Origin of the sequence: Gluconacetobacter asukensis (genome assembly GCF_014174375.1) — a bacterium.
Taxonomy (GTDB): Bacteria; Pseudomonadota; Alphaproteobacteria; order Acetobacterales; family Acetobacteraceae; genus Gluconacetobacter; species Gluconacetobacter asukensis.
The window spans coordinates 206,755-229,742 of the sequence record NZ_JABEQE010000001.1 but is presented as its reverse complement, the minus strand read 5'-3'; the positions used below and the strand labels follow the sequence as shown (position 1 = coordinate 229,742).

The 22,988-nt window shown below is 64.6% G+C and carries 31 protein-coding genes; 26 read left to right on the top strand and 5 right to left on the bottom strand.

Annotation, left to right across the window (positions count from 1 at the left end; all coding sequences use genetic code 11):
• The 23 genes from rplV (at window position 1) to HLH35_RS00940 (ending at window position 13,106) form a co-directional block, all read left to right on the top strand.
• Window positions 1–405, top strand: a complete 405-nt coding sequence (rplV, locus tag HLH35_RS01050; RefSeq protein ID WP_114727493.1) for a 50S ribosomal protein L22 — start codon at window positions 1–3, stop codon at window positions 403–405.
• A 3-nt stretch (window positions 406–408) separates the two neighbouring features.
• Complete coding sequence (gene rpsC, locus HLH35_RS01045) at window positions 409–1,086, top strand: 30S ribosomal protein S3 (RefSeq protein WP_182966057.1); 678 nt, start codon at window positions 409–411, stop codon at window positions 1,084–1,086.
• A gap of 56 nt (window positions 1,087–1,142) precedes the next feature.
• Window positions 1,143–1,559, top strand: coding sequence for a 50S ribosomal protein L16 (rplP, locus tag HLH35_RS01040; RefSeq protein WP_114727495.1), 417 nt, complete (start codon window positions 1,143–1,145; stop codon window positions 1,557–1,559).
• 3 nt (window positions 1,560–1,562) lie between these two features.
• Window positions 1,563–1,802 carry a 50S ribosomal protein L29 gene (gene rpmC / locus HLH35_RS01035; protein ID WP_182966059.1) on the top strand — a complete coding sequence of 80 codons (240 nt, stop codon included), beginning with the start codon at window positions 1,563–1,565 and terminating at the stop codon, window positions 1,800–1,802.
• Window positions 1,803–1,815: 13 nt separating this feature from the next.
• The gene (rpsQ, locus tag HLH35_RS01030; protein WP_182966061.1) at window positions 1,816–2,094 is read left to right on the top strand and encodes a 30S ribosomal protein S17; all 279 of its coding nucleotides are present in this window, start codon (window positions 1,816–1,818) and stop codon (window positions 2,092–2,094) included.
• 14 nt (window positions 2,095–2,108) lie between these two features.
• Window positions 2,109–2,477 (top strand): 50S ribosomal protein L14, encoded by a 369-nt coding sequence (rplN, locus tag HLH35_RS01025; protein ID WP_042059420.1) that lies wholly within the window; start codon window positions 2,109–2,111, stop codon window positions 2,475–2,477.
• The gene (gene rplX / locus HLH35_RS01020; RefSeq protein WP_182966062.1) at window positions 2,477–2,797 is read left to right on the top strand and encodes a 50S ribosomal protein L24; all 321 of its coding nucleotides are present in this window, start codon (window positions 2,477–2,479) and stop codon (window positions 2,795–2,797) included. Before rplN ends, rplX begins: the two co-directional genes overlap by 1 nt.
• Before the next feature lie 10 nt (window positions 2,798–2,807).
• The gene (rplE, locus tag HLH35_RS01015) at window positions 2,808–3,377 is read left to right on the top strand and encodes a 50S ribosomal protein L5 (RefSeq protein WP_182966065.1); all 570 of its coding nucleotides are present in this window, start codon (window positions 2,808–2,810) and stop codon (window positions 3,375–3,377) included.
• Window positions 3,378–3,481: 104 nt separating this feature from the next.
• A complete protein-coding gene (gene rpsN, locus HLH35_RS01010; RefSeq protein ID WP_114727500.1) occupies window positions 3,482–3,787 on the top strand; it encodes a 30S ribosomal protein S14 in 306 nt (101 codons plus the stop codon).
• A 12-nt stretch (window positions 3,788–3,799) separates the two neighbouring features.
• The gene (gene rpsH, locus HLH35_RS01005; protein WP_182949557.1) at window positions 3,800–4,198 is read left to right on the top strand and encodes a 30S ribosomal protein S8; all 399 of its coding nucleotides are present in this window, start codon (window positions 3,800–3,802) and stop codon (window positions 4,196–4,198) included.
• A 10-nt stretch (window positions 4,199–4,208) separates the two neighbouring features.
• Window positions 4,209–4,742 (top strand): 50S ribosomal protein L6, encoded by a 534-nt coding sequence (gene rplF / locus HLH35_RS01000; RefSeq protein WP_182977374.1) that lies wholly within the window; start codon window positions 4,209–4,211, stop codon window positions 4,740–4,742.
• Complete coding sequence (rplR, locus tag HLH35_RS00995) at window positions 4,742–5,104, top strand: 50S ribosomal protein L18 (protein WP_114727503.1); 363 nt, start codon at window positions 4,742–4,744, stop codon at window positions 5,102–5,104. Before rplF ends, rplR begins: the two co-directional genes overlap by 1 nt.
• A 15-nt stretch (window positions 5,105–5,119) precedes the next feature.
• A complete protein-coding gene (rpsE, locus tag HLH35_RS00990; RefSeq protein WP_182977373.1) occupies window positions 5,120–5,698 on the top strand; it encodes a 30S ribosomal protein S5 in 579 nt (192 codons plus the stop codon).
• Window positions 5,691–5,876: a 50S ribosomal protein L30 gene (gene rpmD / locus HLH35_RS00985; protein WP_114727505.1), complete on the top strand. Its 186-nt coding sequence runs from the start codon at window positions 5,691–5,693 to the stop codon at window positions 5,874–5,876. Before rpsE ends, rpmD begins: the two co-directional genes overlap by 8 nt.
• Window position 5,877: 1 nt before the next feature.
• Window positions 5,878–6,366: a 50S ribosomal protein L15 gene (gene rplO, locus HLH35_RS00980; protein ID WP_182977372.1), complete on the top strand. Its 489-nt coding sequence runs from the start codon at window positions 5,878–5,880 to the stop codon at window positions 6,364–6,366.
• A gap of 181 nt (window positions 6,367–6,547) precedes the next feature.
• Window positions 6,548–7,894, top strand: coding sequence for a preprotein translocase subunit SecY (gene secY / locus HLH35_RS00975; RefSeq protein ID WP_182977371.1), 1,347 nt, complete (start codon window positions 6,548–6,550; stop codon window positions 7,892–7,894).
• The gene (locus tag HLH35_RS00970) at window positions 7,891–8,550 is read left to right on the top strand and encodes an adenylate kinase (protein WP_182977370.1); all 660 of its coding nucleotides are present in this window, start codon (window positions 7,891–7,893) and stop codon (window positions 8,548–8,550) included. The genes secY and HLH35_RS00970 overlap by 4 nt, the downstream gene beginning before the upstream one ends.
• Before the next feature lie 226 nt (window positions 8,551–8,776).
• A complete protein-coding gene (rpsM, locus tag HLH35_RS00965; protein WP_114727509.1) occupies window positions 8,777–9,154 on the top strand; it encodes a 30S ribosomal protein S13 in 378 nt (125 codons plus the stop codon).
• A gap of 105 nt (window positions 9,155–9,259) precedes the next feature.
• A complete protein-coding gene (rpsK, locus tag HLH35_RS00960; protein WP_182966076.1) occupies window positions 9,260–9,652 on the top strand; it encodes a 30S ribosomal protein S11 in 393 nt (130 codons plus the stop codon).
• 120 nt (window positions 9,653–9,772) lie between these two features.
• Window positions 9,773–10,792, top strand: coding sequence for a DNA-directed RNA polymerase subunit alpha (locus tag HLH35_RS00955; protein WP_114727510.1), 1,020 nt, complete (start codon window positions 9,773–9,775; stop codon window positions 10,790–10,792).
• A gap of 24 nt (window positions 10,793–10,816) precedes the next feature.
• Window positions 10,817–11,242: a 50S ribosomal protein L17 gene (rplQ, locus tag HLH35_RS00950; protein ID WP_182966078.1), complete on the top strand. Its 426-nt coding sequence runs from the start codon at window positions 10,817–10,819 to the stop codon at window positions 11,240–11,242.
• A gap of 218 nt (window positions 11,243–11,460) precedes the next feature.
• Complete coding sequence (locus tag HLH35_RS00945) at window positions 11,461–12,543, top strand: catalase family peroxidase (protein ID WP_182977369.1); 1,083 nt, start codon at window positions 11,461–11,463, stop codon at window positions 12,541–12,543.
• The gene (locus tag HLH35_RS00940; protein ID WP_246384749.1) at window positions 12,540–13,106 is read left to right on the top strand and encodes a cytochrome b; all 567 of its coding nucleotides are present in this window, start codon (window positions 12,540–12,542) and stop codon (window positions 13,104–13,106) included. Before HLH35_RS00945 ends, HLH35_RS00940 begins: the two co-directional genes overlap by 4 nt.
• Here the strand turns inward: HLH35_RS00940 and HLH35_RS00935 are convergent.
• Window positions 13,103–14,377 (bottom strand): phospholipase D-like domain-containing protein, encoded by a 1,275-nt coding sequence (locus tag HLH35_RS00935; protein ID WP_182977368.1) that lies wholly within the window; start codon window positions 14,375–14,377, stop codon window positions 13,103–13,105. The genes HLH35_RS00940 and HLH35_RS00935 overlap by 4 nt on opposite strands.
• 286 nt (window positions 14,378–14,663) lie before the next feature.
• On the opposite strand from HLH35_RS00935, the gene HLH35_RS00930 reads away from it, so the two are divergent.
• The gene (locus tag HLH35_RS00930) at window positions 14,664–16,019 is read left to right on the top strand and encodes an 8-oxoguanine deaminase (RefSeq protein WP_182977367.1); all 1,356 of its coding nucleotides are present in this window, start codon (window positions 14,664–14,666) and stop codon (window positions 16,017–16,019) included.
• Window positions 16,020–16,207: 188 nt separating this feature from the next.
• Entirely contained in the window at window positions 16,208–17,233 is a 1,026-nt protein-coding gene (locus HLH35_RS00925; RefSeq protein WP_220790481.1) for an isoaspartyl peptidase/L-asparaginase family protein, read from the top strand.
• 42 nt (window positions 17,234–17,275) lie between these two features.
• Here HLH35_RS00925 and pgm read toward each other — a convergent pair whose 3' ends face one another.
• A complete protein-coding gene (gene pgm, locus HLH35_RS00920) occupies window positions 17,276–18,934 on the bottom strand; it encodes a phosphoglucomutase (alpha-D-glucose-1,6-bisphosphate-dependent) (protein WP_182977366.1) in 1,659 nt (552 codons plus the stop codon).
• A 134-nt stretch (window positions 18,935–19,068) separates the two neighbouring features.
• Window positions 19,069–19,734, bottom strand: a complete 666-nt coding sequence (locus HLH35_RS00915) for a preprotein translocase subunit YajC (protein ID WP_246384748.1) — start codon at window positions 19,732–19,734, stop codon at window positions 19,069–19,071.
• A 147-nt stretch (window positions 19,735–19,881) separates the two neighbouring features.
• Here HLH35_RS00915 and HLH35_RS00910 point away from each other — a divergent pair, with 147 nt between their 5' ends.
• On the top strand, window positions 19,882–20,232 hold the full coding sequence (locus HLH35_RS00910; RefSeq protein ID WP_182977365.1) for an ArsC family reductase: 351 nt from the start codon (window positions 19,882–19,884) through the stop codon (window positions 20,230–20,232).
• Between the two features lie 5 nt (window positions 20,233–20,237).
• Here the strand turns inward: HLH35_RS00910 and HLH35_RS00905 are convergent, their stop codons facing one another.
• Both HLH35_RS00905 and HLH35_RS00900 read right to left on the bottom strand, forming a co-directional pair.
• Complete coding sequence (locus HLH35_RS00905) at window positions 20,238–20,447, bottom strand: heavy-metal-associated domain-containing protein (RefSeq protein ID WP_182977364.1); 210 nt, start codon at window positions 20,445–20,447, stop codon at window positions 20,238–20,240.
• Window positions 20,448–20,484: 37 nt separating this feature from the next.
• Window positions 20,485–22,896 (bottom strand): heavy metal translocating P-type ATPase, encoded by a 2,412-nt coding sequence (locus tag HLH35_RS00900; protein WP_182977363.1) that lies wholly within the window; start codon window positions 22,894–22,896, stop codon window positions 20,485–20,487.
• Window positions 22,897–22,988 lie beyond the last annotated feature (92 nt).

The window sequence follows — 22,988 nt, the reverse complement described above, 5'->3', positions numbered from 1 at the left end:
ATGAGCAAGCCGAAGCATCCGCGCACGCTCGCGGAAACCGAGGCGCAGGCCGTCACGCGGAATATCCGCGTGAGCCCGCGCAAGCTGAACCTGGTCGCGGCGCTGATTCGCAACAAGCCGGCGGCCCAGGCCGTGGCGACGCTGACGTTCTCGAAGCGTCGCATCGCGCAGGATGTCAAGAAGACCCTGCAGAGCGCGATCGCGAACGCCGAGAACAATCATCAGCTGGACGTCGACCAGCTGGTGGTCGTGCGCGCCGAGGTTGGCAAGTCGATTGTCATGCGCCGCTTCCATGCGCGTGGCCGTGGCCGTTCTTCGCGGATCGAGAAGTTCTTCAGCCATCTGAAGATCGTCGTGGCCGAGCGTTCGGCCGAGGCTGAGACAACCGAGCAGAAGGCGGCCTGATCCATGGGACATAAAGTCAATCCGATCGGGCTGCGGCTCGGCATCAACCGCACCTGGGACAGCCGCTGGTATGCCGGCGCGGACTATTCGCGCCTGCTGCATGACGATCTGAAGCTGCGTTCGCACCTGCGACGCAAGCTGTCGGGCGCCGGCGTGTCGCGCGTGGTGATCGAGCGTCCGGCGAAGAAGCCCCGCGTGACGATCTATGCCGCCCGTCCGGGTGTCGTGATCGGCAAGAAGGGCCAGGATATCGACGTCCTGCGCAAGGATCTGACCCGTATGGCGAAGACCGACGTTGCGCTGAACATCGTCGAGATCCGCAAGCCCGAGATCGACGCGACGCTGGTGGCCGAGAACATTGCCCAGCAGCTGGAGCGCCGCGTGGCCTTCCGCCGCGCCATGAAGCGCGCCGTGCAGTCGGCGATGCGTCTGGGCGCTCAGGGTATCCGGATCAACTGCTCCGGCCGTCTGGGCGGGGCCGAGATCGCGCGTATCGAGTGGTATCGCGAAGGGCGGGTGCCGTTGCACACGCTGCGCGCGGACATCGATTATGGCGTGGCCACGGCGAAGACCACCTATGGCACCTGCGGTGTGAAGGTCTGGATCTTCAAGGGTGAGATCCTCGCCCAGGACCCGCTGGCGCAGGATCGTCGCGCCGCCGAGCAGGCCCCGCAGCGCTAAGACGCGGGACCTAAGGATCTAGAACGGCGCCAGGCGGCGCGTGAGGATTTAGAACAATGCTTTCTCCCAAGCGGACAAAGTACCGCAAGGCCCACAAGGGCCGCATTCATGGGCTGGCGAAGGGCGGAACGACACTGAATTTCGGTGCGTTCGGCCTGAAGGCCCTGGAGCCGGAGCGGGTCACCGCCCGGCAGATCGAGGCCTCCCGCCGGGCCATCACCCGCGCGATGAAGCGTGCCGGTCGCGTCTGGATTCGGATTTTCCCCGATCTTCCGGTCTCGACAAAGCCCGCCGAAGTGCGTATGGGCTCCGGCAAGGGGTCGCCGGAATATTGGGTGGCCCGTGTGAAACCGGGTCGTATCCTGTTCGAGATCGAAGGCGTTTCGCCGGAACTGGCGCGTGAAGCGCTGGCGCTGGGCGCTGCGAAGCTGCCGATCAAGACCAAGTTCGTGACCCGCATCGGAGAGGCGTGAGATATGGCAAAGGCAACGAAGCCGGCCGATCTGCGTGCCAAGACCGCGGAAGAACTGGAGGCGCTTCTCATTGACCTGAAGCGCGAGCAGTTCAACCTGCGGTTCCAGCGCGCGACCGGCCAGAATGAAGGACAGGCGCGTGTTCGTACGGTGCGTCGTGAGATCGCCCGTCTGAAGACGATCGCGTCCGAGGCGTTGAAGAAGAGTGCAGCCGGCGCGGACGCGTCGGCCGCGAAGTCCTGAAGGGAGACGGGCGATGCCGAGGCGCGTCCTGAGCGGACGGGTGACCAGTGACAAGATGGACAAGACGGTGACCGTCCTTGTCGATCGTCGCGTCATCCACCCGCTGTATAAGAAGTTCATCCGCCGCTCGAAGAAGTATGCGGCGCATGATGAGCAGAACGAGTGCAAGGTTGGCGACACGGTGCGCATTGAAGAATGCAAGCCGATCTCCAAGCGCAAGACCTGGACCGTGATCGTCCGTAACGGTGCCCCGCTGGGCGCCGCCGGCGTCGAGTCCGGCGCGCAGGCGTAAGAAGGGCATAGGTTATGATCCATCCCGAGACCAACCTGGACGTCGCCGATAATTCGGGCGCGCGTCAGGTGCAGTGCATCAAGGTGCTGGGCGGTTCCAAGCGGAAGACTGCCTCGGTCGGCGACGTGATCGTCGTGTCCGTCAAGGAAGCGATCCCGCGCGGCAAGGTCAAGAAGGGCGACGTTCACCAGGCGGTGATCGTGCGCACTTCCTACCCCGTGCGTCGTCCCGATGGCAGTGCCATCCGCTTCGACCGGAACGCGGCCGTCCTGATCAACAAGCAGCAGGAGCCGATCGGCACCCGCATCTTTGGGCCGGTTGTCCGTGAGCTGCGTGCGCGCAAGTTCATGAAGATCATCTCGCTGGCACCGGAGGTGCTGTAATGGCCGCGCGTATCAGGAAGGGCGACCAGGTCGTCGTTACCACCGGGTCTTCCAAAGGCGTCCGCGGCGAGGTGCTGTCGGTTCTGCCCGGTGACAACAAGGCCGTGGTGCGCGGTGCAGCGGTGGCCAAGCGCCACACGCGCCCGAACCGCATGGGTGAGCAGGGAGGCATCATCGAGAAGGAGATGCCGATCCACCTGTCGAACCTGAAGCTGGTCGATCCCAAGAGCGGCAAGCCGACGCGCGTCGGTTTCCGCGTGCTGGAAGACGGCCGCAAGGTCCGCGTCGCCAAGGCGACCGGCGAAGTCATCGAAGGCTGAGGAGGCGCGGATGTCTGAAGTACAAGCCACCCGCTCGGTGCCGCGTCTGCAGAAGCGTTATCAGGACGAGCTGCGCGCGAAGCTGCGCGAAGAGTTCGGCTACAAGAACGTGATGCAGGTTCCGCATCTCGAGAAGATCGTCATCAACATGGGTGTTGGTGAGGCCGCGGGCGACCAGAAGAAGCTGGATGCCGCCGTTGCCGAGCTGACGCTGATCGCCGGACAGAAGCCGGTCAAGACGGTCGCCAAGAAGGCGATCGCCGGCTTCAAGATCCGTGCGGGCCTGCCGATCGGCTGCAAGGTGACCCTGCGCCGCGCCCAGATGTACGAATTCCTCGACCGTCTGGTGACCATCACGCTGCCGCGCGTCCGCGATTTCCGCGGTCTGCCCGGCAACAAGGGTTTCGACGGCCACGGCAACTTCGCCATGGGCATGAAGGAACAGATCGTGTTCCCGGAAATCGAGTACGACAAGGTCGACGATATCCGTGGCATGGACATCATCTTCGTCACCAGTGCGAAGACGGATGCGGAAGCGAAGGCTCTTCTGAAGGCGTTTGATCTGCCCTTCGCTGCTTAATTGCGGCGATTGGGGCTTCCGCCCAAAGGTCAGAAGACCTATTAGACACGTTGTTTGGAAAACCGTCGGGATGGCCCGACAGGTTCCGGAGGGTAGAACAAGGCATGGCCAAGATCTCCGCCGTTAACCGGAATGCCAAGCGTCAGCGCATGGCAACCCGGGACAAGGCTAAGCGGATTGCGCTCAAGAACATTGTCATGGACCGGACGCTTCCGGTCGAGGACAGGTTCGAGGCAACTCTGAAACTCGCAGAGCTTCCCCGCAATGGTTCGCGCGTTCGCGTGCGTCTGCGGTGCAAGCTGACCGGGCGTTCGCGCGCCAATTACAGGAAGTTCGAACTCTGCCGTATCGCGCTGCGCGATCTGGCTTCCAGTGGCCAGATCCCTGGCATGGTCAAGTCGAGCTGGTAAGGGCAGGGAACGATGTCACTTTCTGATCCGTTGGGTGATATGCTCACCCGGATCCGCAACGCGCAGCGCGCGCGTCATGCGGCCTGTGTCGCGCCGGCTTCCAAGCTGCGCGCCAATGTTCTCGAGGCCCTGCGCCGCGAGGGCTATATCCGTGGCTACGCCCAGGAAGAGGTGCGTAAGGGCATTGCCCAGCTGCGCATCGAGCTGAAATACCTGGATGGCGAGCCGGTCATCAAGGAGATCCATCGCGTGTCCAAGCCGGGCCGCCGGGTCTACTCGAAGATCAAGGAACTGCCGCGGGTCTATGCCGGCCTCGGCGTATCGATCCTGTCGACGCCGCGTGGCGTCCTGTCCGATGCGGAAGCCCGCGCTGCCAATGTTGGCGGCGAGGTCCTCTGCCGCGTGTTCTGAGGAGGGATACATGTCGCGTGTAGGCAAATATCCCGTCGAAATTCCGTCGGGCGTCCAGGTTTCGATCGTCGATGGCGTGTTCGTGGCCAAGGGCAAGCTGGGCGAGCTGAAGCTGCCGCTGTCTTCGCATGTCGAAACTGAGATCGCCGACAACAAGGTCGCGGTCCGTCCGGTTGGCAGCGCCGCGCAGGCCCGCATGATGTGGGGCACGACGCGCGCGCTGGTGGCCAGCATGGTCAAGGGCGTGTCCGAGGGCTTCTCCAAGACCCTGGAAGTGACCGGCACCGGCTATCGCGCCGCCGTGCAGGGCAGCAACCTGGTCATGAACCTCGGCTATTCGCATGACATCGTCTATGCGATTCCGCCGGGCATCAAGATCTCGACGCCGCGTCCGACCGCCATCGTGGTCGAAGGCGTGGACAAGCAGCGGGTCGGTCAGGTTGCGCTGGATATCCGCAGCTTCCGCAAGCCCGAGCCCTACAAGGGCAAGGGTGTCCGCTACGACACCGAGACCATCCGTCGCAAGGAAGGCAAGAAGAAGTAATGAGCACGCAGCAGGATCTGCGGGAGCGTCGGCGTCAGCGTCTGCGCTTCCAGCTTCGCCGCAAGGGCGGCGGGCGTCCGCGCCTGTCGGTGTTCCGGTCAGGCAAGAACATCTACGCCCAGGTCATCGACGATGCCGCCGGGCGTACCCTTGCCGCCGCTTCGAGCCTGGACAAGGCGCTGCGCGAGCAGCTGAAGACCGGTGCCGATTCAGACGCAGCGACGGCGGTTGGCAAGCTGGTTGCCGAGCGCGCGGTGGCGGCCGGTGTGACGCAGGTCGTTTTCGACCGCGGTTCGTATCTGTATCATGGGCGTATCAAGGCCCTGGCGGAGGCTGCCCGCGAGGGTGGTCTCGCCTTCTAAGGAAAGGGGCACGCAATGGCACGTGAACCGAGAGAAGGCGGCCGGGGTGGCCGCGAGCGTGAGCGCGAGGGCGACGATCTCGTCGACAAGCTGGTCACGATCAACCGTGTTGCGAAGGTCGTAAAAGGCGGCCGTCGCTTCGCCTTTGCCGCGCTTGTCGTGGTGGGTGACCAGAAGGGTCGTGTCGGCTTCGGTGCCGGCAAGGCCCGCGAGGTGCCCGAGGCGATCCGCAAGGCGACCGATCGGGCGAAGCGCGCGATGATCCGCGTTCCGATGAAGGAGGGCCGTACCCTCCATCATGACGTGACCGGTCATTTCGGCGCTGGCAAGGTGGTGCTTCGTTCGGCTGACGCCGGCACGGGTATCATCGCCGGTGGTCCGATGCGCGCCGTGTTCGAGAGCCTGGGCATCAACGACGTGGTGGCCAAGTCGCTCGGAACCCGCAACCCGCACAACATGGTCAAGGCGACCTTCGCCGCGCTGGAGCGTTGCGCCAGCCCGCGTTCGGTTGCCAACCGTCGCGGCAAAAAGGTGTCCGACATCCTGGGTCGCCGCGAGGTGGCTGGTGCCGCGGAGGTGAGCGCTGATGTCTGAAGGCAAGACCGTCCGCGTCACGCAGGTGGCGTCGGGCAACGGCCGCAAGCCGGGCCAGCAGGCGACGCTGGTCGGGCTGGGCCTGAACAAGATCGGCCGCACGCGGGAACTGGAGGATACACCTTCGGTTCGCGGCATGATCACCAAGGTGGCCCACCTCGTGAAGGTGGAGGATTGAGATGAACCTCAACGAACTGCGCGATAACGCGGGCTCGCGTTACCGCAAGAAGCGTCTGGGTCGCGGCATCGGGTCCGGCAAGGGCAAGACGTCGGGTAAGGGCGTGAAGGGCCAGAAGGCGCGTGAGGGTGTGTCCCTCAACGGCTTCGAGGGTGGTCAGCTGCCGCTGTATCGCCGTCTGCCGAAGCGTGGCTTCAAGAACATCTTCCGCAAGGTCTTCGCCCCGGTGAATCTGGGCGCGCTGGACCAGGCGATCGAGGCCGGCAAGATCGACGCCGGTGCGACCGTGACCGAGGATGTTCTGCGCGCGGCCGGTCTGGTTGGCTCCGGCAAGTTCGCCGGCGTCCGCCTGCTGGCCAAGGGCGAACTGGCCCGTGCCGTGACCATCGAGGTCTCCGGCGCCTCCGCCACCGCGATTGCGGCGGTCGAGAAGGCCGGTGGGACCGTCCGGGTCGCCGGTGCGCAGGACGAGGCCGCGGCCTCGGCTTGATGACGGTTCCGGGGTGGCGTGCCTGCCATGCCATCCCGGACCGGCGCCATCCGACAGGATGTGTTCTGCCGGCGTTGTCTCTTGCGCTGATGCAAGGCGACGCCTTACACTCTTTGCAGATGTGTCATGACAGCGTCCCGTTTCGTGCGGTGACGCTGTTGTTGTTGAAAGGGACGGGCGCATGGCCTCCGCGGCCGAGCAGCTGGCTGCCAATCTGAATTTCAGCTCCTTCGCCAACGCGACGGAACTGAAGAAACGAATCTGGTTCACCCTGGGGGCGCTGATCGTCTACCGCTTGGGGACCTACATTCCGGTTCCCGGCGTCGACGCGACGGTCATGGGCCAGCTTCTGGCGCAGCACCAGGGCGGTATCCTGGGAATGTTCGACATGTTCACCGGCGGTGCGCTCGGTCGCATGACCGTCTTCGCCCTGAACATCATGCCGTATATCAGTGCATCGATCATCGTGCAGCTGATGTCCTCGGCGATTCCCTCGCTTGAAAACCTGAAGAAGGAAGGCGAGCAGGGGCGGCGCAAGCTCAATGAATATACACGCTACCTGACGGTGCTGATCGCGCTGTTTCAGGCCTATGGCATTGCCGTGGGGCTGGAGAACATGCACAGCGCCGCCGGTTCGGCGGTGATCGCGCCCGGCCTGTTCTTCATCGTCTCCTGCGTGGTGACGCTGCTGGGCGGCACGATGTTCCTGATGTGGCTGGGCGAGCAGATTACTTCGCGCGGGGTGGGCAACGGCATTTCGCTGATCATCTTCGCCGGTATCGTCGCCAACCTGCCGCATGCGTTGGCGAGCCTGTTCCAGCTTGGCTATACGGGCGCGCTGTCGCCGTTCTTCGTGCTGGTGTTCCTGGTGCTGGCGGCGGTGACCATCGCCTTCATCGTCTTCATGGAGCAGGCGCAGCGCCGGGTGGTGATCCAGTATCCCAAGCGGCAGGTCGGCCAGCGCATCTATGGCGGCGACTCGACCCACATGCCGCTGAAGGTAAATACCGCCGGTGTGATTCCGCCGATCTTCGCATCCTCGGTGCTGCTGATTCCCGTGACGATCGCGGGGTTCATGAACAGCGCGTCGATGCCTGGATGGCTTTCGTTCCTGGGGCAGGAACTGGGGCAGGGGCAGCCGCTCTACATGCTGTTCTATGCCGCCATGATCGTCTTCTTTTCGTATTTCTATGCGGCTGTGACGTTCAACCCGCAGGAGACGGCCGACAATCTGCGCAAGCAGGGTGGGTTCATCCCGGGTATCCGGCCGGGTGCGAACACGGCGGCCTATTTCGACCGGATCCTGACGCGACTGACGACCATCGGCGCTGCCTATCTGGTGGCGGTATGTCTGCTGCCGCAGGTCCTAATCAGTCACTATAACGTGCCGTTCTATTTCGGCGGGACCAGCTTGATCATTATCGTGTCGGTGACCATCGACACCGTGACGCAGATCCAGTCCCACCTGGTGGCTCACCAGTACCAGGGGCTGATGCGGCGGGCGCGTGGGAAAGGCAGAGGGCGGTGAACGTCATATTTCTTGGCCCCCCGGGGGCCGGCAAGGGAACCCAGTCCAAGCGGCTGGAGGCACGCTACGGGATCGCCCAGATCTCGACTGGAGACATGCTGCGGGCCGAGGTCGCGGCAGGGACTCCGATCGGGAAGGAAGCGAAGGCGCTGATGGACTCGGGACAGCTTGTTCCCGATGACGTGATCATCGCGATGCTCGAATCGCGGATCGCGCAGCCCGACTGTGCCAAGGGATTCATTCTGGATGGATTCCCCCGGACGGCGGGGCAGGCGGCGGCGCTGGATTCGATGCTCAAGCGGCGCGGGGCGCGAATCGACGTCGTGCTGTTTCTCGAGGTCGACGAAAACGCGCTGGCGGACCGGATCGCGGGCCGCTTTACCTGCGGGACCTGCGGGGCCGGATATAACGACCTGTTCAAGAAGCCGAAGGTCGAAGGCACCTGCGACGTCTGCGGTGGGCATTATTTTGTCCGCCGCGAGGATGACCGGCGTGAGACCGTGGCGGCCCGGCTGGCAGCCTATCGGGAGCAGACAGCGCCTATCCTGCCGTATTACGAGGCCGAGGGCCGCCTGTGCCCGGTGGACGGCATGGCCGACATCGACACGGTGACGGAGCAGGTCTTCAAAATCATGGATGGCATCACAAAGAAGTGATCGTTATTCATTGACTCTCAAGGGTGCGCGGGTATATTGCGCGCCCTCAAGGTATCGGCTCCCGTGTCCTGCTGGCACGAAGAGCAGAGATCACGAATCCGATTGATGATGGGGTTGACCGGCGGTGCCGGCACGTTCACGACGCTCCGGCTAGCCGGTGGTGTGGAAAAGCCCCGGCGACGATCTTAAGGGCCCGAGTGACGCGGGCGGACGAGGAGTAAGTGGCGTGGCGCGTATTGCCGGCGTGAACATCCCAACCAACAAGCGGGTGACGATTGGCCTGCGTTATATTTATGGCATTGGCCCGACCAAGGCCGAGCAGATCTGCCAGCAGCTCGAGATTCCGGCCGAGCGCCGGGTGAACGAGCTGTCGGACGACGAGATCCTGAAGATCCGTGAGCTGATCGACAGCGAATATCGGGTTGAAGGCGATCTGCGTCGCGAAGTGGCGATGAACATCAAGCGTCTGATGGACCTGGGTTGCTACCGTGGCCTGCGTCACCGTCGCGGTCTTCCGGTTCGTGGCCAGCGGACGCACACCAACGCCCGTACCCGCAAGGGTAAGGCGGTGGCAATCGCCGGTAAGAAGAAGGCTACCCGCTAAGCGGCTCCAGCCGCATTCGCGGCCAGTGCGGGGTGCCCCCGGTTACGATGTTCCAGGGGCATCCGGCACGGCTCGCGTTGATGAACAGACAGGACCAGGAAGACTATGGCGAAGGCTGCTGCTCCGCGTATTCGGAAGAAAGAGCGGAAGAACATTATCTCGGGGGTGGCGCATGTGCTCTCCACCTTCAACAACACGATGATCACGATCTCCGATGCCCAGGGCAACGCGATCGCGTGGTCTTCCGCTGGTGCCCAGGGCTTCAAGGGCTCGCGCAAATCCACTCCGTACGCGGCGCAGGTCGCGGCCGAGGATGCGGGCCGCAAGGCGCGCGAGCACGGCATGGAGACGCTGGAGATCGAAGTGTCGGGTCCGGGTTCGGGGCGTGAGAGCGCACTGCGCGCGCTGCAGGCGGTCGGTTTCGCGATCACCTCGATCCGCGACATGACGCCGGTGCCGCATAACGGCTGCCGTCCGCGTAAGCGCCGTCGCGTCTGATCGTCAGGCTCGGATTCGTTTTCCGCCGGCTCTTGCGCCGGCGGGGTTGAGTGTCATCCGGCACCCGTTCGCACGGGTGCCATCTGCCTTGGTGCAGATCAGTTTTGAAAGGCCATCACCTTGGTCCTCCAGAAAAACTGGCAATCTCTGATCAAGCCGGAGAAGCTGGAAGTCGAGCCGGGCGGGCAGCCGTTGCGCACAGCGACTGTGGTGGCGGAACCGCTCGAGCGTGGCTTCGGCATGACGCTCGGCAATGCCATCCGGCGCGTGCTGCTGTCCTCCCTGCAGGGGGCGGCGGTGACGGCGATCCAGATCGACGGCGTGCTGCATGAGTTCTCGTCGGTGGCCGGCGTCCGTGAGGATGTGACGGACATTGTGCTGAACATCAAGCAGCTCGCGCTGCGGATGCATGGCGAGGGCCCGAAGCGCATGGTGCTGACGGCCACCGGGCCGGGCGAAGTGCGCGCGGGCCAGATCCAGACCGGCCACGATATCGAGGTGATGAACCCCGATCTCGTGATCTGCACCCTCGACGAGGGCGTGAAGTTCGGGATGGAATTTACCGTCAATCTCGGCAAGGGCTATGTTCCCGCGGCGGCCAACCGCCCCGAGGACGCGCCGATCGGCCTGATTCCGGTGGATGCCATCTACTCGCCCGTGCAGCGCGTGTCCTACAAGGTCGAGCCGACCCGCGTGGGCCAGGTGACCGACTATGACCGGCTTCTGCTGACGGTCGAGACGAATGGCGCGGTGACGCCCGAGGATGCGGTGGCCCTGGCCGCCCGGATCCTGCAGGACCAGCTGCAGCTGTTCATCAATTTCGACGAGCCGCGCCCGGTCCGGACCGAAGAGCCGCAGGACGATCTGCCGTTCAATCGGAACCTGCTGCGCAAGGTCGACGAACTGGAACTGTCGGTCCGCAGTGCCAACTGCCTGAAGAACGACAATATCGTCTATATTGGCGATCTGGTGCAGAAGACCGAGCAGGAGATGCTGCGGACGCCGAATTTCGGCCGCAAGTCCCTGAACGAGATCAAGGAAGTCCTGACCTCGATGGGGCTGTCCCTTGGTATGAACGTCCCGGCCTGGCCGCCGGAAAATATCGAAGACCTGGCCAAGAGGCTCGACGAGCCCTTCTGACCGGAAAGACAGGAAGACTTTATCATGCGTCACGGTGTTGCCGGCCGGAAGCTCGGCGTTACCTCCACCCATCGCGCCGCCATGTTCCGCAACATGGCTGTCGCGCTGATCAAGCACGAGCAGATCACCACGACTCTGCCCAAGGCGAAGGAACTTCGCCCGGTGGTCGAGAAGCTGATCACGCTCGGCAAGCGCGGCGATCTGCACGCCCGCCGTCAGGCTTATGCGCAGCTCCGTGACGACGTGATCGTCTCCAAGCTGTTCGCGGCGGTGGCGGATCGCTACAAGGCCCGCAATGGCGGCTATATTCGGGTTCTCCGCGCGGGTATCCGTCATGGCGACGCTGCCGACATGGCGGTGATCGAACTGGTGGACCGCGATGTGTCCGCCAAGGGCCAGGATAGCGGCCCGCGTCCGGAAGTCGTTTCGGACGAAGGGCTGGCGGCGTAAGTTCAGCGCCCCGGCTTGATGAAAAGACCCGGCCTCTCGGCCGGGTTTTTTTATGTCTGAACGGATCGGACAGGGGACAGTTCCTTGTCTGGCGTGAGAGGGATGCTTTACGCCGGGGCCTCAATCCAGGCGGCAGGACAGCGCGAAAATAAATTGTCTCCACTGGAATAATGATCATGCGGCGGCGTTTGCCCTCAGATTGCAGGGAAGCATGCATCATGATGGCAACGATACGCGAGACGCTGGCGGAGAAAGGGGGATGGCTCCGGCTGGCGGCGGTATGCGCGGCGCCTACCCTGCTTGCGCTGGCGTTCGCTCTGGCGGCTGGATGGCTGGTGCCTGGCCGCCTGACCTCCGGGACGTTCATGCGAACATTCGGGCTGGTCGATGGGCCGCATCCGGGCTTTCGGCGCAACCATGCCAAGGGCGTCTGCGTGACAGGCTGGTTCGAGGGCAGCGGGGAGGCGGCATCGCTTTCCCGTGCTGTGCTGTTCAGAAGTCGTTCGCCGGTCGTCGGCCGGTTCGCGCTGGCCGGCGGGATGCCCTTTCAGGATGACGAACCGGAGAAGGTCCGCAGCCTCGCGTTGAGGATCATGCCGGCGCATGGCGGCGAATGGCGTATGGGGATCAACGATATCCCTGTCTTTCCAGTTCGCAATGCGGCTGAGTTCAATGATTTCCTGCTGGCATCGCGCCCCGATCCGCAGACGCATGGGCCCGATCCGTCACGCATGGCAGCCTTTCTGGCACGGCATCCGGAAACGCAGCAGGCGCTGGCGTTGCTGAAGACACGCGCCCTGACCTCGGGTTTCGCGGACGATACCTATAACAGCCTCGACAGTTTCACGTTCATCAATGGGGAGGGCACGACCACCCCCGTGCGGTGGGCAATGGTTCCCGAGCAGGCGGCGCGCCCGCCCGCCGGGCCCGGGGTGGGGCGCGATTACCTGTTTCATGATCTGATCGAAGCATTGGCGCGCGGGCCGTTGCGCTGGCACCTGGTCGTGACCGTCGGCGGGGCCGGGGATGTCACGGCCGATCCGACCGTGGCCTGGTCGGCCGGCCGTCGGCAGGTCGATGCAGGAACCCTGACACTGGTTCGGGCTGAGAGCGAGGATGGCGGCCCCTGCAAGGGCATTACGTACGACCCGCTGATCCTGCCCGAGGGAATCGCACCTTCCGACGATCCCATCCCCGCCGCGCGATCGGCGGTCTATGCTCGCTCCTTTGCCTTGCGGTCAGGAGAGCCGGAAACGGCGAGCGCAATCAGCGGGGCCGATATCCGGCCGGGAGAACCATGATGCATCCGGTCGAGCATTTTTCCCTTTTCGCCCGTATCCTGCACTGGCTGATGGCCGCGATGATTCTGGCGATGCTGTTCATCGGCATCATCATGGTGACGACCGTGGAGCCGGCCTATCACCGGCTGGTCGATCTGCATCGCCCGCTGGGGATCAGTATTCTGCTGCTGGCTGTGGTCCGGCTGGTCAATCGCTGGCTGATCCGGGTCCCGCCATTGCCGAACACATTGCCGCCGGTCCTGCGCCTGGCGGCGCGGCTGTCGCATATCGTGCTCTATGCCCTGATGATCGCGTTGCCGCTGGTGGGATGGGGCATGTTGTCGGCTGGGGCCTATCCGGTGGAGATGTGGTCGGGCTTTGTCCTGCCGCCGATCCTGCCGCACGATCCGGCCCTGTTCGCGACATTGCTCCGTCTGCATACATGGCTGGCGCTCATCCTGTTCGGCGTCGTCCTGGTCCATCTCGCAGCGGCGCTGATGCATGGGTTGCTGCTGCGCGACGATGTTCTGCCGAGCATGACAGGTGGCAGGGGGAACAGGACGGCGGACGACTCTGCCTCTTAGCCCGGCTTGATAGGCGTATAATGTGCGCCGGGCGCGATCGTGGTGACGTAGGGGCCGGTCCAGTCGCGCGTGAAGATCCGGTTCAGGGTCGCGGCCGGGTTGTGGCCGTGGACGAAGATCGATGCGTCGACGGTGGTGTTGAAATAGCTCCATTCCCAATTGCCGGTGCCGACATAGACAGCATCGTCGTCGGCAACGGCATATTTGCAATGCTCGACGCGGGCGAACGGGATGAAGCCGGTGCTGGCCTGTGGAATGGTGCTGAATTTCACGTCAATGTTCGGCATCGCAGCCAGGCTCTTCAGATAGGATTGCATCGGCTCGTTCAGCGCCCAGTTCGACACGATGATCTGCACCGACACCCCACGGGCTGCCGCATCGCGCAAGGCTGTGTCCAGCTCGGGCCAGTATCCTTTCGGTCCGTAATGTTTCAGGGCGCTCAGCGTCAGCACCTGAAGCCGGAAGACGTGCCGGGCTGCGTGGATCATCGTGATCAGTGACGGTTCTTCCGCCGTCAGTGTAACCGGCATCATCATCGGCGGACTGAAGGCGGGGAAGGCGATCACGCTTTCGCCGCCCGGATCGCGCAGCGTAACGGGGGCAAACTGGGTCGCGACCGGCCGGTCGGCTGGCGGCTGCATGCGCGCCTCGGGCAGGGTGCGGCCGCTCCCCAGCGCCCAGAGCGTGTCGAATGCCGTCTCGAAGCTTCCGGCAATGGCGGTATCGTCGATCGCGGCCCCGATCTCATGGATTTCCTCCAGCGCCCGCCAATCCCAGTTCTGGCTGCCGACGAAGACCTGCCGCCCGTCGATGACCATGAACTTGGCATGCAGCACGCCGCCCGTCAGACGATGCGTGGGCAGGGTCTCGATCTGGATGTTGGGGATGGGCTTCAGCCGCTCCAGAACCGGTGCGGTTTCCTTCAGGAAACTGTCATCCACGATCAGACGGATGTGGATGCCGGCATTGGCGCGCTCGATCAGTGCCTGAAGGACCGCCGACATCGCGCGGCCGGGACGATCGGCGATATAGAACTGCCCCACATCGATCGTTCGGCTGGCATGGCGGATCATGTCCAGCCATACCGGCTGGGTACGCGGGACACCCGGTTCGCCATAGATGGTTTCTTCCGGCACGCTCTCGACGATCTGGAAGGTCGGGGTAGCGCTTTCGGCCTGCGCGGCGTGGAAGGGAAGAGAGAAAGACCCGAGAAGAGCGAGAAGAAGGCCGGTCTTGTCCCGAAACCAGAGGGTCGGAAATCTGTCGGCCATATCCTGCTCCACATTATATCCCGGGCAGACGTGCCGATCCGCGCCATCTCGCCAGGGGCCGGCATTCTGATCATGCGACCGTGCGCACGACAAGACGGGCCGTGGATCGGGTGTGTGGAAAGCTTGCTGGAATGTCTGGCCATTGCGGCCGTCCGCTGGTAAAAACTTCTGATCCTCGCCCGTTCAGTACCGAACTTGATGACGATCCGGACTTCGCACCTCCGGGACAGGGCTTCATCGCGACAGGGTGGTCACCGCCCTGACATTCGGTACCGGGGGAGCCGTCATGACGGTCGATCTGTTGATCAGGGATGCTTATCTTTACATTGATCGCGACTGGGAAGTCGCGAATGGCTGGCTGGCCGTCAAGGACGGCCGCGTCCATGCCATCGGCGATCGGGCCGAGGATGCGCCGGCGGCAAAGTCTGTGATCTCGGCCCACGGGCGGCTGGTCACGCCCGGACTGGTCAATGCGCATCACCATATGTACCAGAACCTGACCCGGGCCTATGCGCCGGTGACGAACGGCACGCTGTTCGAATGGCTCAAGGGCCTGTATCCGCTCTGGGCCGATCTGGATGCGGAGTCGGTCTATCTATCGACTTCTGTCGCCATGGTCGAATTGCTGATGGGTGGCTGCACGACCTCGATGGACCATATGTATGTCCATCCCCGGCCGTTCCTAATCGACGCGCAGTTTCGCGCGGCGCGCGATATCGGGTTCCGTTTCCATGCCACGCGCGGGTCGATGACGCGTTCGGTCGAGGATGGTGGCCTGCCGCCCGCGTCGGTGGTGCAGGACGAGGATACGATCCTGGCCGACAGCGAACGGCTGGTGGCGGCCTTCCATGACCCCACACCGGGCGCGATGGGGCGGGTGGCGCTGGCGCCCTGTTCACTGTTCAGCGTGTCGGAACGGATCATGGTGGAATCCGCGCGCCTGGCGGACAAGCACGATCTGCGCCTGCATACCCATCTGGCGGAAGATCCTGACGAAGACAGCTATTGCGCCGAAATCTACGGCTGCACGCCGACGGAGTATTTCGAGCGTGTCGGCTGGGCCAGCCCGCGTTCGTGGGTCGCGCATTATATCTACCCCACGGGTGACGAGATCGACCGGCTGGCCCATGCCGGGGTCTGCACGGCGCAATGTCCATGCTCCAATATGATGATCGGCGGCGGCACGGCCGATGCGATGGACATGCGGCGGCGCGGCATGCGTGTCGGGCTGGGCTGCGACGGTTCGGCCTCGACCGACCATGCGTCGATGTGGCTAGAAACCCGCATGGCAATGCTGCTGGGACGGTTCCGGCATGGTCCGCATGCCATGTCGGCGCGTGACGCGCTGGACATGGCGACGCGCGGCGGCGCCGCCTGCCTGGGCTGGGAGGATGAGATCGGACATTTGCGGCCCGGCGCTTGCGCCGACCTGATCATCTGGTCGATGTCCGAGGTCGCGGCCGCCGGCGCGCTGAGCGATCCGGTCGAGGCGTGGCTGCGCTGCGCGCCCGCAGTGGCTGGCACCACCATCGTCAACGGGAAGGTGCTGGTGTCGGACGGGGTGCCGCTATTGGCCAATCTGGGCGACATCCTGCGCGATCATGCGCGGGAGGCACGGCGCATCCAGCGGTTGGGCGGATGAAGAGAAGGTCTTCTTTTTCTGAAGAAAAAGAAGCAAAAAGACTTTTATGCGTTCAGGGGCATCGTATGTCCCCAGCACAAGCCTCCTGAATGGATCAGAAGTTTTTTGGTTCTTTTTTAAAAAAAAGAACGAGACCCTTGTTCGTTTCGGTTCCGATGATACCGTGCCGCCAAACAGCGAGGTAATAAATGAACGGAAGAAGAATCGGGCCGAAGGTAATGGCGGCGGTCGGGGCGTTGGCGACTTGCCTGTGGTCTGGTGGGCAGGCGCGGGCCGATACGGTGCCGGTGATGGTGATCCATGGCGGCGCCGGGGTGATCAAGGCCGACATGTCTGCCGAACGCCAGCAGATCGTGAAGGCGGCGCTGGCGCGTGCGTTGCAGGCCGGATACGCGGCGTTGAAGGCCGGGCAGCCGGCGAAGGACGCCGTGGTTGCGGCCATCCGGGTGCTGGAGGACGATCCGAATTTCAATGCCGGCAAGGGCGCCGTCTTTACGCATGACGGGCATAACGAGATGGATGCCGCGATTATGGACGGCGCGACGCTCCAGGCGGGAGCGGTTGCCGGCGTGCAGCATGTACGCAATCCGATCACGCTGGCCCGGGCGGTCATGGAACAGTCTAAGCATGTGCTGTTGATCGGCGCGGGGGCGGAGGCTTTCGCCCAGACCCAGAAGATTCCGCTGGTGGATTCGTCCTATTTCTGGACCCAGCATCGATGGGACCAGCTGCAGAAGGCACTCAAGGAGGACGCGGCGCACAGCCAGCATGCCGACGAGACGACCGACCGGCATTTCGGCACCGTCGGCGCGGTCGCGCTGGATCGCGAGGGCCATCTGGCCGCCGGAACATCGACTGGTGGCATGACCGACAAATTATGGGGCCGGGTGGGCGATTCGCCGCTGATCGGGGCCGGGACCTACGCCAATGCCGGCTGCGCCATGTCCGGGACGGGATGGGGCGAGTTCTATATCCGCACCGTCGCCGCGCATGAGATCTGCATGCGCGTGACCGCGATGCATGAAGCGCTGGCTCATGCGGCGCAGGATGTCATCAACCACGAAATTCCGGCGCTGGGTGGCGATGGTGGTGCGATCCTGGTCGATGCCCAGGGCGATATCGCGATGCCCTTCAACACCAGCGGCATGTACCGTGCCTGGGTGGGGCGCGACGGCGTGTCGCATGTCGCGATCTTCGGTGACGGGAAGAAATAGGGGAAACGCCAGCCGCAAGGCTGGCGCCTCACCCCGCTTGTATTACGGCGCCGCGTTGGCCGCGAACAGGGCGGATATGGCGGTCGTTGCCTCATCCTGGATGCGGTGCAGATGATCGTCGCTGACAAAGCTCTCGGCGTAGATCTTGTAGACATCCTCGGTGCCCGAGGGGCGGGCGGCGAACCAGCCATTATCCGCCACCACTTTCAGCCCGCCGATTTCGGCATCGTTGCCCGGCGCGCGGGTCAGCGTGGCGCGGATCGGTTCGCCGCCCAGCTCGTGCAGCCCGACCTGCTCGGGCGTCAGCGATTTCAGCAGCGCCTTCTGTGGCGCCGTGGCGGGGGCGTCGATTCGCGCGTAATAGGGCGTACCGAGTTCGGCGGTCAGCCTGCGATAGGCGACGCCCGGATTATGGCCGGTGCGGGCGGTGATCTCGGCAGCAAGCAGGCCAAGGATGATGCCGTCCTTGTCGGTGGTCCAGGCCGTGCCGTCCTTGCGCAGGAACGACGCGCCGGCGCTTTCCTCGCCCGCGAAGCCGAATCCCCCATCAATTAGCCCATCTACAAACCATTTGAAACCCACGGGAACCTCGACCAGCCTGCGACCCAGCCGGGTGGTGACGCGGTCGATCAGGCTGCTGCTGACCACCGTCTTGCCGATGGCCGCCTGAGGGCTCCAGCCCGGACGGTTGGCGAACAGATAGTCGATGGCGGTGGCCAGATAATGGTTCGGGTTCATCAGCCCCTCGGTGCCGGCGACGATGCCATGCCGGTCGGCATCGGTATCGTTGGCGAAGGCCACATCGAAACGGCTGCCCAGTTCGATCAGGCGTGCCATGGCATAGGGCGATGAGCAGTCCATGCGGATCTGCCCGTCCCAGTCGGCTGTCATGAACGAGAAGGTGGGGTCGACCACGGTGCTGACCACCGTGGCGTTCAGGCGATAGTGCTCGATGATCGGCTGCCAGTAGGCGACGGCCGCCCCGCCTAGCGGGTCGATGCCGATCGCGACGTCGGAGGCGCGAATGGCCTCCATGTCCAGCACGGCGCCCAGATCCGCGACATAGGGGGTAATGTAGTCGTGCCGATGCACGCAGGCGGCGCGCAGCGCCTGTTCGTGCGGGATGCGGCGCACGCCAGCCAGCTCGGCAGCGAGGAAATCATTGGCCGCGCGCTCGACGATCTTCGTGATGTTGGTATCGGCCGGCCCGCCATGGGGCGGGTTGTATTTATAGCCTCCGTCTTCCGGCGGATTGTGTGACGGGGTGATAACGACGCCGTCAGCCAGGCCGCTGGTACGCCCCCGGTTGTAGGTCAGGATGGCGTGGGAGATCACCGGCGTCGGGGTGTAACCACCCTGCGCGTCGATGAAGGTTTCCACCCCGTTGGCGGCGAAGACTTCCAGCGCCGAGGCGAGGGCGGGTTTCGAGACCGCATGGGTGTCGATACCGATGAAAAGCGGCCCGTCGATGCCGGCCGAGGCCCGGTAGTCGCACACCGCCTGGCTGACGGCGAGGATATGGTCTTCGTTGAAGCTGGTATGGAATGGCGAGCCACGATGGCCGGAGGTGCCGAATGCGACGCGCTGCGCGGCGATGGCCGGATCGGGCTTCAGATCGTAGTAGGCCGCGGTCAGTTTCGCGACATCAATCAGACGCGAGAGCGGAACCGGTTTGCCGGCCAGTGGGCTGATCGTCACCATTCCTGTGTTTCCTTCCCTGTGGGCGCTGTGCCTCCGTCCCATGCAGGCGTGGCATCATTATGGAGCGCAATCAAAACGCCTGCCGGGGCGCCGGGATGCGGCGCGTGACGGCAGGCGCTGGAAAAAACGTGCGCTCAGTGGCCCGTGGGGGTACCGGATGCGCCAGTGGTGCCCGTGCCCTCATGCACGGTGGTCGACGGCGTGACGACGCGGTTCAGGACTTCGAACGACACGGCGTCCATCGTCGTCACGTCGACAGTGTCGCCCACCTTCAGGGTCGGCAGCAGGGCTTGCATGGTCTTGGTGTGGACGGTGATTGTCTGGGTGGCATCGGCCGGGCCAATGGTCGTGACGACGTTATGCGCCGCATCGACCGCCGCAATGCGCACCCGCTTGCGGCGGAAGGAGACCATCATGCCATGGGGGTGGCGGTTGGTCACGCCATGGGCCGAGGTCACGGTCGATTCCGGCGGGGGCGTGTCGGCGGGCACAACGTCGGCGCCGATAGTCTGGAAGAAACGGATATTGATCCGGTCGCCCGGCTGGATATGGGGCAGGTTGTGCACAGAACGAGGAATATCGACCGTGATCAGCCCGCCATCGGCATCGCGCAGCAGGACCTCGCCCGAGGCCGGGTCGATTGTCTCCACCGTTGCCTGGGTGACCTGGTTGCCGGTGATGACCGAGGCCTGGGCATGGGCGCGCAGCGGCATGGCCAGCGCCAGGGCTGCGACGGGCAGCAGCCGCGCGGACCGCGACAGGCGGTGGAGGAGGTGACGCGTGTTTCGGGGTGCCATCATGTCTGTTCCTGCTCTCTCATCCGATTTGGCGCGGCTTTGGAAGTGATATTAAGAGACTGTTTTCAAAGTGTCGATGCCGGGCAGGCGCGGTCCGTCACGACCAGCGGCAGCCGGCCCGGTTCCGGCGGGATGAAGAGGGAAGGCGGCATGGTACGCTCGGTCACGATTTACGGTATCAAATCATGCGACACGATGAAGAAAGCGCGAGCTTGGCTGGACGCACATGGCGTGGCCTACGCATTCCATGACTACAAGGGCGGCGGTATCGCGCGCCCGGTAATCGAAGGCTGGGTCCGGCAGGTCGGATGGGAGGTCCTGCTGAACCGTTCTGGCACTACCTTCCGCAAGCTGCCCGATTCCGACAAGGCCGATCTGAACGGGGCGCGAGCCGTCACACTGATGCTGGCCCAGCCTTCCATGATCAAGCGGCCCGTGCTGGATGTGGACGGCGCGCTGACCGTGGGGTTCAAACCCGAAGCCTACGCCGCCCTTTTTTGAGAAAATCAGGCTGCGATTTCGAACCCGGCATCCTCGATGGCCATGCGCAGGGCGGCGGGTGAGGTAAAGGCCGGGTCGTAGCTGACCTTGGCGCGGCCGGGTTCCAGCGTGACATCGGCGGCGCTGACGCCGTCGGTCCGTTCCAGTGCGTTTTTTACCGACGTGACGCAGCCATTGCAGGTCATGCCCGTGATGTTCAGCGTGAGTGTTTCCATTGTCCTGTCTCCTTATGGGGCTGGGTCGCCATGTCTTTCAGCTATGCGCGGGCCCGGGCCGGCGCAAGGACGGCTTCCAGCGATTGAGCAGCAGGGCGTTCGAGACCACCGAGACCGAACTGGCGGCCATCGCGGCCCCCGCCAGAGCCGGGTTCAGCCAGCCCAATGCCGCCAGTGGAATGCCGATGACGTTGTAGACAAACGCGAAGAACAGATTCTGCCGCACCTTGGCCAGGGTCGCGCGGGAGAGGTCCATCGCATCGACCAGCCCCCGCAGTTCGCCGCGCATCAGCACCACGTCGGCGGTTTCCAGCGCGATGTCCGACCCGCTGCCCATGGCAATGCCGATATCCGCCGCCGCCAGCGCCGGAGCGTCATTGATGCCGTCGCCTACCATTCCCACAAGCTGCCCCGGCGCGCGGCGGCGCGCGATCTCCTGCGCCTTGCCCTTGGGCAGCACACCGGCGATCACGTCATCCAGCCCCAGCCGGCTGGCTACGGCAGCAGCGGTGCGGGGATTGTCACCGGTCAGCATCACCAGGCGAATGCCGCGTGCGCGTAGCGCGGCCAGGCTTTCGGCGGCATCGGGCCGGATCTGGTCCGCAAGCGCGATATGGCCCAGCAGACTGGTCTCGCGCGCGACGCCGATCACCGTCTTCCCCTCCTGTTCCAGTCGTTCGACGGTGGCGCTGTCGGGATCACAGCCGGCTTCCGTCAGGAAACGGGCCGAGCCCAGGCGCAGGGTGCCGCCGGACGTCTCCCCGCTCTCGCCTTCGATGCCACGGCCGGGCAGGGCACGAACCGCGCGGATCGGGGCGGGGGCGGCGCCGGCGGCAAGGGCATGGGCAACGATGGCCCGCGCCAGCGGATGTTCGGAATTCTCTTCCAGCGCCAGTGCGGCAGAGAGCAAGGCCTCGACGGGCACGCCGGGGGCCGGCACGATGTCGGTCACGCCCGGTTGGCCCTCGGTCAGGGTGCCGGTCTTGTCCAGCACCAGGGTGGTGATCCTGTGGACGCGTTCCAGCGCCTCGGCATTGCGGAACAGCAGCCCGGCCCGTGCGCCCAGGCCGGTCCCCACCATAATTGCCGTCGGCGTCGCCAGCCCCAGCGCACAAGGGCAGGCGATGACCAAGACGGCGATCGTGCCGGTCAGCGCGCCGGCCGGATGGCCGGTCAGCACCCAGCCGGTGGCGAAGGTAATGGCGGCGACAACCAGTACCGCCGGCACGAAGACGGAAGAAACCCGGTCCACCAGATGCTGCACCGGGTCCTTGCTGCCCTGTGCCTGCTGCACCATGCGGACAATGCGCGACAGGGTCGTGTCTGCTCCCACGCGCCGGGCGCGGACATGCAACACGCCGTCGCGGTTGATGGTGGCGCCCGAGACCGGATCGTTGGTGCCCTTGGCCACGGGGACGGGTTCGCCAGTCAGCATCGATTCGTCGATGTCCGACTGCCCATCCAGGATCGTGCCGTCCACGGGGATGCTCTCGCCGGGACGGACCACGAACACATCGCCCACGCGCAGGCTCTCCACCGGCCGGTCTTCGACGGCACCGTCCACCACGACATGCGCGATCTGCGGTTGCAGGCGCAGCAGCCGTTCGACCCCTTCGCGCGTGCGGTGGCGGGCCCGGCTTTCCATCAGGCGGCCCAGCAGGACCAGGGTGATGACGGTGGCGCCCGATTCAAAATAGAACGGCCCGGACAGGCCCAGCAGCAAGGTCGCGGTGCTGGACAGCCACGCGACGCTGGTACCCAGCACCACCAGCACATCCATGTTGGCACCGCCGCCGCGCAGCGCGTTCCACGCCTGGCGATAGAACGACCGGCCGCAGATGAACTGGACCAGTGTGGCCAGCAGCCATTGCACCCACATCGGCAACAGGTCGGGCCAACCGGCCGCCATCGTCACCATGCCGGCCAGCAGCGGCAGGGTGAGGACGAATGACAGCGCGAAAAGCCCCACCTGCCGCCGCCAGGCGGTGCGCCTGCGGGCTGCATCGTCCTTGGCCGCATCGTTGGAGTCGCGGGGCAGGGTGGCGCTGTAACCGGCCTTTTCCACCTGTCGGATCAGGGTGGCCGGGTCGGCCAGGCCGGGCAGATAATCGATCTCCGCCCGCTCGCCGGCAAAACTGACCTGCGCCGTGACCCCCGGCAGACGGTTCAGCACCTTCTCGATGCGGGTGGCGCAGGCGGCGCAGCTCATGCCCGCGATCGCCAGGGCGATATGGCGGGTTGGTACGTCGAAACCCGCCTTGCGGATCGTGCCGACGATCGCATCGACCGGCGTGGTCTGGTCCGCGCGCTCCACCGTGGCGGTCGCGGCGGCGAAATTGACCGACGCGGTGACCCCCGGTAGGCGGTTCAGCACCTTTTCGATGCGCGTGGCGCAGGCGGCGCAGGTCATGCCTTCCAGCGGAAGGGTGAGGGGTTGCGCGGATGTCATGGGCGCGGTGCGGCCTCCTGTCCATGCGCCCGCCCATGGACGGATGCCATGCCAAAGGTGTGGCGCCGGACAGGTCCCGTCAACCGGCTCTT

What these genes read in the sequence shown, in the direction of transcription:
- rplV (WP_114727493.1), top strand. Translation starts at nt 1, where the DNA reads ATGAGCAAGCCGAAGCATCCGCGCACGCTCGCGGAAACCGAGGCGCAG.
- rpsC (WP_182966057.1), top strand. Translation starts at nt 409, where the DNA reads ATGGGACATAAAGTCAATCCGATCGGGCTGCGGCTCGGCATCAACCGC.
- rplP (WP_114727495.1), top strand. Translation starts at nt 1,143, where the DNA reads ATGCTTTCTCCCAAGCGGACAAAGTACCGCAAGGCCCACAAGGGCCGC.
- rpmC (WP_182966059.1), top strand. Translation starts at nt 1,563, where the DNA reads ATGGCAAAGGCAACGAAGCCGGCCGATCTGCGTGCCAAGACCGCGGAA.
- rpsQ (WP_182966061.1), top strand. Translation starts at nt 1,816, where the DNA reads ATGCCGAGGCGCGTCCTGAGCGGACGGGTGACCAGTGACAAGATGGAC.
- rplN (WP_042059420.1), top strand. Translation starts at nt 2,109, where the DNA reads ATGATCCATCCCGAGACCAACCTGGACGTCGCCGATAATTCGGGCGCG.
- rplX (WP_182966062.1), top strand. Translation starts at nt 2,477, where the DNA reads ATGGCCGCGCGTATCAGGAAGGGCGACCAGGTCGTCGTTACCACCGGG.
- rplE (WP_182966065.1), top strand. Translation starts at nt 2,808, where the DNA reads ATGTCTGAAGTACAAGCCACCCGCTCGGTGCCGCGTCTGCAGAAGCGT.
- rpsN (WP_114727500.1), top strand. Translation starts at nt 3,482, where the DNA reads ATGGCCAAGATCTCCGCCGTTAACCGGAATGCCAAGCGTCAGCGCATG.
- rpsH (WP_182949557.1), top strand. Translation starts at nt 3,800, where the DNA reads ATGTCACTTTCTGATCCGTTGGGTGATATGCTCACCCGGATCCGCAAC.
- rplF (WP_182977374.1), top strand. Translation starts at nt 4,209, where the DNA reads ATGTCGCGTGTAGGCAAATATCCCGTCGAAATTCCGTCGGGCGTCCAG.
- rplR (WP_114727503.1), top strand. Translation starts at nt 4,742, where the DNA reads ATGAGCACGCAGCAGGATCTGCGGGAGCGTCGGCGTCAGCGTCTGCGC.
- rpsE (WP_182977373.1), top strand. Translation starts at nt 5,120, where the DNA reads ATGGCACGTGAACCGAGAGAAGGCGGCCGGGGTGGCCGCGAGCGTGAG.
- rpmD (WP_114727505.1), top strand. Translation starts at nt 5,691, where the DNA reads ATGTCTGAAGGCAAGACCGTCCGCGTCACGCAGGTGGCGTCGGGCAAC.
- rplO (WP_182977372.1), top strand. Translation starts at nt 5,878, where the DNA reads ATGAACCTCAACGAACTGCGCGATAACGCGGGCTCGCGTTACCGCAAG.
- secY (WP_182977371.1), top strand. Translation starts at nt 6,548, where the DNA reads ATGGCCTCCGCGGCCGAGCAGCTGGCTGCCAATCTGAATTTCAGCTCC.
- rpsK (WP_182966076.1), top strand. Translation starts at nt 9,260, where the DNA reads ATGGCGAAGGCTGCTGCTCCGCGTATTCGGAAGAAAGAGCGGAAGAAC.
- rplQ (WP_182966078.1), top strand. Translation starts at nt 10,817, where the DNA reads ATGCGTCACGGTGTTGCCGGCCGGAAGCTCGGCGTTACCTCCACCCAT.
- HLH35_RS00945 (WP_182977369.1), top strand. Translation starts at nt 11,461, where the DNA reads ATGATGGCAACGATACGCGAGACGCTGGCGGAGAAAGGGGGATGGCTC.
- HLH35_RS00940 (WP_246384749.1), top strand. Translation starts at nt 12,540, where the DNA reads ATGATGCATCCGGTCGAGCATTTTTCCCTTTTCGCCCGTATCCTGCAC.
- HLH35_RS00935 (WP_182977368.1), bottom strand. Translation starts at nt 14,377, where the DNA reads ATGGCCGACAGATTTCCGACCCTCTGGTTTCGGGACAAGACCGGCCTT.
- HLH35_RS00930 (WP_182977367.1), top strand. Translation starts at nt 14,664, where the DNA reads ATGACGGTCGATCTGTTGATCAGGGATGCTTATCTTTACATTGATCGC.
- HLH35_RS00925 (WP_220790481.1), top strand. Translation starts at nt 16,208, where the DNA reads ATGAACGGAAGAAGAATCGGGCCGAAGGTAATGGCGGCGGTCGGGGCG.
- pgm (WP_182977366.1), bottom strand. Translation starts at nt 18,934, where the DNA reads ATGGTGACGATCAGCCCACTGGCCGGCAAACCGGTTCCGCTCTCGCGT.
- HLH35_RS00915 (WP_246384748.1), bottom strand. Translation starts at nt 19,734, where the DNA reads ATGATGGCACCCCGAAACACGCGTCACCTCCTCCACCGCCTGTCGCGG.
- HLH35_RS00910 (WP_182977365.1), top strand. Translation starts at nt 19,882, where the DNA reads ATGGTACGCTCGGTCACGATTTACGGTATCAAATCATGCGACACGATG.
- HLH35_RS00905 (WP_182977364.1), bottom strand. Translation starts at nt 20,447, where the DNA reads ATGGAAACACTCACGCTGAACATCACGGGCATGACCTGCAATGGCTGC.
- HLH35_RS00900 (WP_182977363.1), bottom strand. Translation starts at nt 22,896, where the DNA reads ATGACATCCGCGCAACCCCTCACCCTTCCGCTGGAAGGCATGACCTGC.